Genomic DNA, 503 nt, shown 5'->3' on the forward strand with positions numbered 1-503 from the left:
AAGCTTGTGGGATTCTTGGTGTTTGTCTGTGAATGGTTAGAGCTTTCCTCGTTTGCTGGTGTGGCAGGGAGGCTTTGGGTTTTGCTGTTCGTTTCGAGGATGCAGTTCATGGAAGAGAGCGTGTGGTCTGTGGGGGTGGGAGCGTGGTCTGTTGAAGCAGACGCGTGGTGTGTGGAGGAAGCTGTGCGATCTGAGAAAGAGGATGCGTTTTTTGTATTTATCTGCAAGCTTGTGGGATTCTTGGTGTTTGTCTGTGAACGGTTAGAGCTTTTTTCATTTGTCGGTGTGGCAGGAAAGCTTTGGGTTTTGCTGTTCGTGTTGGAGATGAGGTGCTTGGAAGAGGGCAGGTGATGCGTGGAGGAGAAGGCAGGTGTGTGGTGTGTTGGGGTAGGTGCATAGTCTGTAGGGTAAAAAACTTGCCTGCCAAACAAAATTATTTCACACTGCGATATTGCCAATGCGTTTGTTCTTGTGCTCGCTTGAGAGTTAAGCTTTTGTTTGAT

Annotated in this window: 1 protein-coding gene; it reads left to right on the forward strand. The window is 48.3% G+C overall.

Annotated features, from left to right (window positions below):
- A partial coding sequence (locus ACFINO_RS11670) for a hypothetical protein (protein WP_375656020.1) occupies positions 1–351 on the forward strand: 351 nt, incomplete at its 5' end.
- Positions 352–503 lie beyond the last annotated feature (152 nt).

Origin of the sequence: Bartonella sp. AA83SXKL, assembly GCF_042196965.1 — a bacterium.
Lineage (GTDB): Bacteria > Pseudomonadota > Alphaproteobacteria > Rhizobiales > Rhizobiaceae > Bartonella.